The organism is Methylomonas sp. BG-2, from assembly GCF_057766305.1.
In genome coordinates this window covers 1-8,304 of record NZ_JBYMAP010000179.1, presented here as the reverse complement: position 1 = coordinate 8,304, position 8,304 = coordinate 1, and the positions used below count along the sequence as shown (strand labels likewise).

The following is an 8,304-nucleotide window of genomic DNA, read 5'->3' as shown; positions in this document are numbered from 1 at the left end:
ATTACAACTTATACTTTCTATATTCCCGGCAAAAAACGGAATTTTGCTAATCGATGAGTTCGAAAATGGCCTGCACTATAGTGTTCAGGAGGAAGTTTGGAGAATTATTTTTCAGTTAGCACGAGATCTTAACATTCAAGTATTTGCGACAACTCACAGTTGGGATTGCATCGAAAGCTTTACCAAAGTCGCAAATGAAAGCCCTGAAGACGGGGTCTTGCTAAAAATTTCAAGGAGCAAACTCACTAGTGACAACGGTAAGGTTATTGCAACTGTTTATGATGAAGAGGCACTAAAAACTGTTACAGCATCGGCCCTTGAGGTGCGTTAATGAGCAGATGGAAACTATTAGTAGAAGGCAAGGATGATCAGGATTTTTTTAACGCTTTTTGCAACTTAGTTATCGGTAAAGATAAAATTGAAATTTTCCCACCGAAGGCGCTCAATATTAATTCTGGCGACGGCTGGTCAAATTTAATTAATAACCTACCATTACTTCTTGACCAATTAAAGAATGGCGACACCGAGAAGCTTGGAATTATTTTAGACGCCGACTACCCGCCTGAAAATTCTGGTGGTTTTCACTGGCGACACAAAAAAGTAGCAGAAAAACTGGCAGAATTCGGCTACACAATCCCCAACACACCAAAATTTCAGAAGGGCGATATTTTTAACCATCCCGACGGATTACCCAATATCGGTCTATGGATCATGCCAAACCATGAAAATGACGGCATGCTGGAAAGCTTCATCGAAAGTCTAATTACCGACACCACTCAAGCTTCACTTCTGCAACATGCCGACCAAGCGATAAACAACCTACCAAAAGTACTGTTCAATCAGCAATTACATAGTTCAAAAGCTAAAGTATTTAGTTGGAGAGCATGGCAAGAAAAACCCGGCTCATCATTAGCCAGAGCATTATATAAAAACATTTTAGACCGCAGTCGAGCTATGGATTTTGAAGCCTGGTTGATTAACACCTTTAAGTAAAATCTACTGTTCAGGACAATTTAACAATGACCCTCACCGCCATCTCCCCCATCGACGGCCGCTACGCCGGCAAAGTCGACGCCTTGCGTCCCATTTTCAGCGAATACGGCTTGATTCGTTACCGGGTCGAAGTTGAAGTACGCTGGCTCCAAGCCCTGGCCGCCGAAGCCAAGATCGTCGAAGTGCCGACCTTGTCCGCCGAAGCGAACCGCGTACTCGATAATATTGTCAGCAATTTTTCCGAAGCCGACGCCCAGGCAGTCAAGGACATCGAGAAGACTACCAACCACGACGTAAAGGCCGTCGAGTACTTCTTGAAGGAAAAAGTCAAAGGCAACGCCGAGCTGCACGCAATTAACGAGTTCTTCCATTTTGCCTGTACTTCGGAAGACATCAACAATCTGTCGTATGCCTTGATGTTGAAAGAAGGCCGCGGTCTGGTCCTGGCCGAGATCGACGCCACGATAGCAGCCATCAAACAATTGGCCCTGGCCAGTACCGAGCAACCGATGCTGTCGCGCACCCACGGCCAGTCGGCCACGCCGACCACGGTCGGCAAGGAAATGGCCAACGTCGTCGCCCGCATGCAACGCCAACGCGAGCAATTGGCCAAGGTCGAATTGCTGGGCAAAATCAACGGCGCGGTCGGCAATTACAATGCCCACAGCGTGGCCTACCCGGAAGTGGATTGGCCGCAATTCGCGCAAGACTTCGTCGAGTCGTTGGGCCTAACCTTCAACCCTTACACGATCCAGATCGAGCCGCACGATTATATGGCCGAGCTTTTCCACGCCTTGTCGCGCTTCAATACCATTTTGCTGGACTTCGACCGCGACGTCTGGGGCTATATCTCGCTGGGTTATTTCAAGCAAAAAACCGTCGCCGGCGAAGTCGGTTCCTCGACCATGCCGCACAAGGTCAATCCGATCGACTTCGAGAATTCGGAAGGCAACCTGGGCTTGGCCAACGCGATTTTCGGCTTTCTGGCCGACAAACTACCGGTGTCACGCTGGCAGCGTGATTTGACCGATTCCACCGTGTTGCGCAGCATCGGTGTCGGCATCGCCCACACCAGCATTGCCATTCAATCGACCTTGAAAGGCATCTCCAAACTGGAAATAAACCCGGCGTTGATCGATCAAGACCTTGACCAAAACTGGGAAGTGCTGGCCGAACCGATTCAAACCGTGATGCGTCGCTACGGCATCGAAAAGCCTTACGAAAAATTGAAAGAACTGACCCGCGGCAATCGCGTCACCGGCGACGGCATGCGCGCCTTCGTCGAAAAGCTGGAGATTCCGACCGAAGCCAAAGACGAGTTGCTGAAATTGACGCCGCATAGCTACACCGGTTATGCGGCGGATTTAGCCAAAAAAATCGGCTAAATCTTAGGACAGGTTGTTGCTGAACTTCATCTGGATATTCTTGTTCCTGACCGCCTTCGCCACCGCCGCCTTCAAGCTGCTGGTGCTGGGCGACACCCAGGTGTTTTCCGAATTGATGAGTGCGATGTTCAGTCTGTCCAAAACCGCGTTCGAGATTTCATTGGGGCTGAGCGGCGTGCTGGCCTTGTGGTTGGGGGTCATGAAAGTCGGCGAGCACAGCGGTTTCATCGATGTGTTGACCAAGGCGCTGAATCCGCTGTTCAGCCGACTGATGCCGGAGATACCGAAGGATCATCCGGCGCTCGGAGCGATGGTGATGAACATCGCCGCCAACATGCTGGGGCTGGACAACGCCGCGACACCGATGGGCATCAAGGCCATGCAGGAAATGCAGACCTTGAACCCTCATCCCGAGCGGGCCAGCGACGCGCAGATCTTGTTTCTGGTGATCAACACCTCGTCGGTGACGCTGTTTCCGGTGACGATCTTCGCTTACCGGGCGCAGCTCGGCGCCGCCAATCCGACCGACGTCTTCATCCCGATCTTGATCGCCACTTATATGTCGACGCTGACCGGCTTGCTGGCGGTCGCTGCCGTACAGAAGATCAATCTGCTGGACAAGGTGGTATTGGCTTATCTGGGCGGCATCACGGCCGTGGTCGGCGCCATACTGGCTTATTTCGCCGGTTTGGATCAGGCGGAAATGTTGCAACAATCGGCCTTGGTCAGCCATGTGATTCTGTTCAGCCTAGTGGTTACCTTCATCGCCGCCTCTGCCCTCAAAAGATTGAACGCTTACGAGTTATTCGTCGAAGGCGCCAAGCACGGTTTTCAGACCGCGATCACCATCATTCCCTATCTGGTGGCGATGCTGGTGGCCTTCGGCGTATTCCGGGCCAGCGGCGCACTGGAATTGATCACCGACGGCATTAGGCTATTGGTCAATGTTGCCGGCATCGACAACCGCTTCATCGACGGCCTGCCGACAGCATTGATGAAGCCGTTCAGCGGTAGTGGCGCGCGAGCGATGATGATAGACACCATGCAGACCCACGGTGCCGATTCCTTCGCCGGCCGGCTGGCATCGGTGGTGCAAGGCAGCACCGAGACCACGTTTTATGTGTTGGCGGTGTATTTCGGCGCGGTGAACATCAAGCAGATACGCCATGCCGCCGCCTGCGGCATCGTCGCCGACCTGGGCGGGATTGTTTCGGCGATTTTGGTGACTTATTGGTTTTTTGGTTAATTTCGTTTATCAACGATAAATATTCCGACACCAACTCACTTTGTTACCTTAACCACAAGGGTACGGACACATGTCAAAGTTAACTTTACTCACAAAAAAACAGATACTAATTATTGTCGGATATTCGTTAATTTACCCTCTAATCAGCGTAACAACGCCGATGTATGAAAATTCTTTGCCTTTATCGAATAATGTTTTCGTTTTGTTAGGCATCTTGCTCTCTTTTCCATTTATACCGATTTCTAGTGTCGGGGGCGCCTATCTTTCCGAACTCACTAACTCTCTTTTAAATACCTCTATTGCTTATTTTATGGGTGCATTTTTCACGATCATAATTCAAGCTTGGTTTGTTGTAACTCTGTGGGTATTGGCTCATCGCGGGTTTAATTCCTTCAAATTATGGTTGACAGATATATTTTAAAAACATGCAGATACATTTAAAAACTCTGGGCTGCCGCCTCAACGAAGCGGAACTGGAAACCTGGGCGCAAGCTTTTCAGGCTAAAGGCCACGGCATCAGCCGCAATTTGAAAGACGCGCAACTGGTGATCATCAATTCCTGCGCGGTGACCCAGGACGCCGTAAAAAAATCCAAGCAAATGATACGCCGCATCCACCGCGACAATCCGCAAGCCAAACTGGTGGTCAGCGGTTGTTACGCGACGCTGAACGAGGAAGAAGCCGCCCAATTGATGGGCGTGGACCTGATTGTCGGCAACCAGGATAAGAACCAGTTGGTCGAAAAAACCCTGGCCGAGCTGAATCTCGACAGCATGCCGGCGATGTCGACCGAACCCGGCGAGGTATCGCTGTTCAGCCGCGGCCGCCAGCGCGCCTTCGTTAAAGTTCAGGACGGCTGCCGCTACCGTTGCACCTTCTGCATTGTCACGGTCGCCCGCGGCGAAGAACGCAGCCGGCCTATTCAGGACGTGATTGCCGAGATTAACGCCCTGCACGCCCAAGGCATCCAGGAAGCCATCATCACCGGCGTCCATCTGGGCGGTTACGGCAGCGACTTAGGCAGCAACTTGGTCGAACTGATTCGCGAAATCCTCGACAAAACCGAGATTCCACGCCTGCGCATGGGTTCATTGGAACCTTGGGAATTGCCGACCGGCTTCTTCGAGCTGTTCAAAAACCCAAGATTGATGCCGCATCTGCACCTACCCTTACAGAGCGGTAGCGACAGTGTTCTTAAACGCATGGCGCGACGCTGCAAGACGGAAGAATTCAGTCAAATTGTCAAACTCGCCAGAACGACGATCCCACACTTCAACATTACTACCGACATCATCGTCGGCTTCCCGGGAGAAACCGAACAAGAATGGCAGGAAAGCTACGACTACATAAAGCACCTCGGCTTCGGCCATATCCATATCTTCAATTATTCTCCGCGCGAAGGTACGGCAGCGGCAAACTTCCCCGACCCAGTCGCCCAAGATGTGAAAAAACGGCGCAGCAAGCAATTGCACGATTTGGCAACGACTCTGAAGCAGCAATTCGTCGCTGAAAACATCAACAACGTGATGGAGGTACTTTGGGAAGGTCAAACGCAAACGCTAGATAACGGCGAAATTCGCTATTTCGGTTACACGCCGAATTACTTGCGAGTAGCTTGCGATGTCACCGCCGACACCGCATTGGAAAACCAAATTCAAAAAGTCTTGTTATCTAACGTTGAATCTGATTTTATTTTGACTGAAATAAACTGACAGGCCAGGGACGGCGTTGTACCGCACCTAGCCTTGTAGAAACCCTTTAATAAGGATTGGGAGCGAGCGGACCAAAGCCTTCGTCTTTTTGCTCTTCAAACTTCAGCACATCGTCCTCAGGCACGTTGCCATCCTTGATCAAATAATTTCGATTCGAGAAATACGCGTCTCTGAAAAACTGGTATCGATCAATCGCCGCTTCGGAGACCACTTTTTCCATCCCTAGCAAGTCAGCACGCGCATCAATCACCTTCAGTGCTCCAGCGCCTGTGGAAACGGCCGCGCCTATCCATTCCGGATTGACATAAAAACCAACATACGTCAGGGGGTTCATAGCCGCGTCACCCACTAGACCGATAACGCCGCGCGGGGAACTAGGCCCAAAGAAAGGCAATACAACATAAGGTCCTGTCGGAACGCCCCAGACCCCAAGAGTCTGATCGAAATCCTCATTGTGTTTCGGCAAATCCAACATGCTACCAACATCGACGAGTCCGCCGACGCCCGCTGCGGTATTCACCAGAAACCGGGCACTGTCCTGGCCGGATTGCAAAAACTTACCTTGTAACGCATCGTTCGCGATCACGCCGATATCGTCAATATTGCTGAAGAAGTTCGTCACACCCTGATCGACGAAACTCGGCGTAATCCATCGATATCCCTTTGCCACCGGTTTCATGACATAGTCGTCAACGCTATCGTTAAACGATTGGACATTTCGATTCCATCCCTCCCAGGGATCCTTGCTATTGGTCGCCGCGCATCCGTTCAGCATGACAAGCGCCACGGCAGCCAACCAACCTGTTTTCCCGTTTTGCATAACATTTACCTCGTTAATTGAATATTGTTTAAATCTATCCAAAACTCACGTAACATAACATATAACCAACTTTTTTCGCTATTCACGCTCGATGGAAATTACTATCAACCCGCTAGGCAATCGGTTTCGCGGCTACCTTCCGGTCATTGTCGACATAGAAACCGCCGGGTTCAACCCCAAAAAAAACCCTCTACTGGAAATTGCCGCCATCATAGTCGAACCGGACGAGCAGGGGTTGCTTCGGATTACCGAAAAGCACCAAAGCAACATTATTCCTTTTAAGCATTCTGAATTAGATGAAGCGGCTCTCAAATTTACCGGCATCGATCCGTACCATCCGTTTCGGATGGCGGTGGACGAAAAAGAGGCGCTTACGAAACTGTTTACGCCGATCAAAGCCGCAGTAAAACGCAACGAATGCAAGCGCGCAATTTTAGTCGGACACAATCCATCCTTTGACATAAATTTTCTAAACGCCGCGATTGAGCGCACGAATTTCAAGCGCAGCCCTTTTCATCCTTTTAGCAGCTTTGACACCGCCACGCTTGGCGCCTTGGTTTACGGCCAGACGGTTTTAGCTAGAATTGCGCAGGCCGCCGGATTGAACTGGGACAATGAAAAAGCGCACTCTGCTCTATATGACGCAGAACAAACTGCCGAGCTGTTCTGCTTGATAATAAATCGATGGAAGCGATTAGCTGAACTTGAAGCAGTTTGAACCACGAAAATCTGCCAACTCCAGCATCGGAATCGGCAGAATTTAGAAAATCTCGACTATTGCACCGCGCCAGCCGCAGACAACATCTCAGGTAATTCGCCCCTTGAATAAAGGTCAGACACGATGTCGCAACCTCCAACTAATTCTCCTTTTATGTATAGCTGAGGGTAGGTTGGCCAATTGGAATAGGCTTTCAAACCCTCGCGAACCTCTGGATCCTCAAAAATATTGATATAGGTGTACTTCGCATTGCAGGCACCCAAAATCTGAACCACCTTGCTCGAAAATCCACACTGTGGAAACTCTGGCGTACCCTTCATATAAAGCACGGCTGCATCACTAGCCAATTGATTTTGAATTCGTTCGGTAACAGTCATATGACATCCTTTGCTTAAAAAGTTAAGTTAACCAATTCTATCAACCTATGGGCTGAAATTATAGTGCCAGCCTTGTCAGAGCCGGCCCCAAAAAATTGAACAGTCGTTTAAGTGAAAAACCCTACTACTTTTGAACGTCCGTCAGGACAAAGCAATGGAGCAGAAGATGTCCAAAAAACCGAGAAGAAAACATTCACCGACCTTCAAGGCCAAAGTCGCGTTGGCGGCCTTGGCGGGCGATAAAACCCTGGCCCAATTGCCCCAGGAATTCGAGGTTCATCCAAATCAAATCGTCGATTGGAAAAAACAACTGGCAGAGCGGGTGGCCGAGGTGTTTGGTAAGCTGGCGGAGTCAGAATCACCGCCAGTCGACCTGCAAGCCTTGCAAGCGAAAATCGGCCAACTGACCTTGGAAAACGATTTTTTACTTGTGCCCTTTGGGTAGGGAGCGCGCTCACCAAGGCGGGATGGCTGATACCCAAAGGACACACAGGGCGCAAAACGATGATCGACCGTGAGTCCAAGCTGCCGATTGGTTGGCAGGCCAAGCTTTGGGCATCAGTCGCGGCAGTGTGTATGACTTGCCCAAGCCGGTTTCGGAGCGCAATCTGGACCTCCTGCGCCGAGTCGACGAACGGCACCTGAAGCACCCGTTCATGGGCGCTCGGCAGTTACGCGACCAGTTGAACACCCAAGGTATCCAGGTGGGCCGAAAACACGTGAAAACGCTGATGAGGCGTATGGGCATCGAAGCGGTGTACAGCACAAGCCCCATACCAGCCAGAAGACGCCAAGTCACGAAATCTATCCCTATTTGCTGCGCGGCATGACCATCCACCGTACCAATCAGGTCTGGGCGCTGGATACCACCTACATCCCGCTGGCCAAAGGATTCGCGTATTTAACGGCAATCGTCGACTGGGCGACTCGCAAAGTCTCGGCCGCTAAGGTGGCGATCACCCTGGAAGCCTGTCATGCCGTGGACGTACCGGAACAAGCCTTCAAACGTTACAGCTGGCCGGACATCGTCAACACCGACCAAGGGCAGCCAGT

Annotated in this window: 11 protein-coding genes; 9 read left to right on the top strand and 2 right to left on the bottom strand. The window is 50.8% G+C overall.

What is annotated here, in order from left to right; all coding sequences use genetic code 11:
* The 5 genes from AC3B8H_RS15575 to mtaB all read left to right on the top strand — a co-directional run.
* Positions 1–331: AAA family ATPase (locus AC3B8H_RS15575; RefSeq protein WP_488442461.1), on the top strand; the 331-nt coding region annotated here is incomplete at its 5' end.
* The gene (locus AC3B8H_RS15570) at positions 331–993 is read left to right on the top strand and encodes a DUF3226 domain-containing protein (protein ID WP_488442460.1); all 663 of its coding nucleotides are present in this window, start codon (positions 331–333) and stop codon (positions 991–993) included. The genes AC3B8H_RS15575 and AC3B8H_RS15570, both read left to right, overlap by 1 nt.
* 26 nt (positions 994–1,019) lie before the next feature.
* Entirely contained in the window at positions 1,020–2,378 is a 1,359-nt protein-coding gene (gene purB / locus AC3B8H_RS15565; RefSeq protein ID WP_488442459.1) for an adenylosuccinate lyase, read from the top strand.
* Positions 2,379–2,394: 16 nt separating this feature from the next.
* Complete coding sequence (locus AC3B8H_RS15560; protein WP_488442458.1) at positions 2,395–3,624, top strand: nucleoside recognition domain-containing protein; 1,230 nt, start codon at positions 2,395–2,397, stop codon at positions 3,622–3,624.
* 425 nt (positions 3,625–4,049) lie between these two features.
* Entirely contained in the window at positions 4,050–5,336 is a 1,287-nt protein-coding gene (gene mtaB, locus AC3B8H_RS15555) for a tRNA (N(6)-L-threonylcarbamoyladenosine(37)-C(2))-methylthiotransferase MtaB (protein WP_488442457.1), read from the top strand.
* 46 nt (positions 5,337–5,382) lie between these two features.
* On the opposite strand, the gene AC3B8H_RS15550 is transcribed toward mtaB, so the two are convergent.
* A complete protein-coding gene (locus AC3B8H_RS15550; RefSeq protein ID WP_488442456.1) occupies positions 5,383–6,156 on the bottom strand; it encodes an MlaA family lipoprotein in 774 nt (257 codons plus the stop codon).
* Positions 6,157–6,247: 91 nt separating this feature from the next.
* On the opposite strand from AC3B8H_RS15550, the gene rnt reads away from it, so the two are divergent.
* Positions 6,248–6,874, top strand: coding sequence for a ribonuclease T (gene rnt, locus AC3B8H_RS15545; RefSeq protein WP_488442455.1), 627 nt, complete (start codon positions 6,248–6,250; stop codon positions 6,872–6,874).
* 56 nt (positions 6,875–6,930) lie between these two features.
* Here rnt and grxD read toward each other — a convergent pair whose 3' ends face one another.
* Positions 6,931–7,251 (bottom strand): Grx4 family monothiol glutaredoxin, encoded by a 321-nt coding sequence (grxD, locus tag AC3B8H_RS15540; protein ID WP_488442454.1) that lies wholly within the window; start codon positions 7,249–7,251, stop codon positions 6,931–6,933.
* A gap of 166 nt (positions 7,252–7,417) precedes the next feature.
* On the opposite strand from grxD, the gene AC3B8H_RS15535 reads away from it, so the two are divergent.
* The 3 genes from AC3B8H_RS15535 to AC3B8H_RS15525 form a co-directional block, all read left to right on the top strand.
* Complete coding sequence (locus AC3B8H_RS15535; protein WP_488442453.1) at positions 7,418–7,696, top strand: transposase; 279 nt, start codon at positions 7,418–7,420, stop codon at positions 7,694–7,696.
* A 127-nt stretch (positions 7,697–7,823) separates the two neighbouring features.
* On the top strand, positions 7,824–8,081 hold the full coding sequence (locus AC3B8H_RS15530; protein ID WP_488442462.1) for an IS3 family transposase: 258 nt from the start codon (positions 7,824–7,826) through the stop codon (positions 8,079–8,081).
* The coding region (locus AC3B8H_RS15525; RefSeq protein WP_488442452.1) for a DDE-type integrase/transposase/recombinase at positions 8,078–8,304 on the top strand (227 nt) is incomplete at its 3' end. The genes AC3B8H_RS15530 and AC3B8H_RS15525, both read left to right, overlap by 4 nt.

What these genes read in the sequence shown, in the direction of transcription:
- AC3B8H_RS15570 (WP_488442460.1), top strand. Translation starts at nt 331, where the DNA reads ATGAGCAGATGGAAACTATTAGTAGAAGGCAAGGATGATCAGGATTTT.
- purB (WP_488442459.1), top strand. Translation starts at nt 1,020, where the DNA reads ATGACCCTCACCGCCATCTCCCCCATCGACGGCCGCTACGCCGGCAAA.
- mtaB (WP_488442457.1), top strand. Translation starts at nt 4,050, where the DNA reads ATGCAGATACATTTAAAAACTCTGGGCTGCCGCCTCAACGAAGCGGAA.
- AC3B8H_RS15550 (WP_488442456.1), bottom strand. Translation starts at nt 6,156, where the DNA reads ATGCAAAACGGGAAAACAGGTTGGTTGGCTGCCGTGGCGCTTGTCATG.
- rnt (WP_488442455.1), top strand. Translation starts at nt 6,248, where the DNA reads ATGGAAATTACTATCAACCCGCTAGGCAATCGGTTTCGCGGCTACCTT.
- grxD (WP_488442454.1), bottom strand. Translation starts at nt 7,251, where the DNA reads ATGACTGTTACCGAACGAATTCAAAATCAATTGGCTAGTGATGCAGCC.
- AC3B8H_RS15535 (WP_488442453.1), top strand. Translation starts at nt 7,418, where the DNA reads ATGTCCAAAAAACCGAGAAGAAAACATTCACCGACCTTCAAGGCCAAA.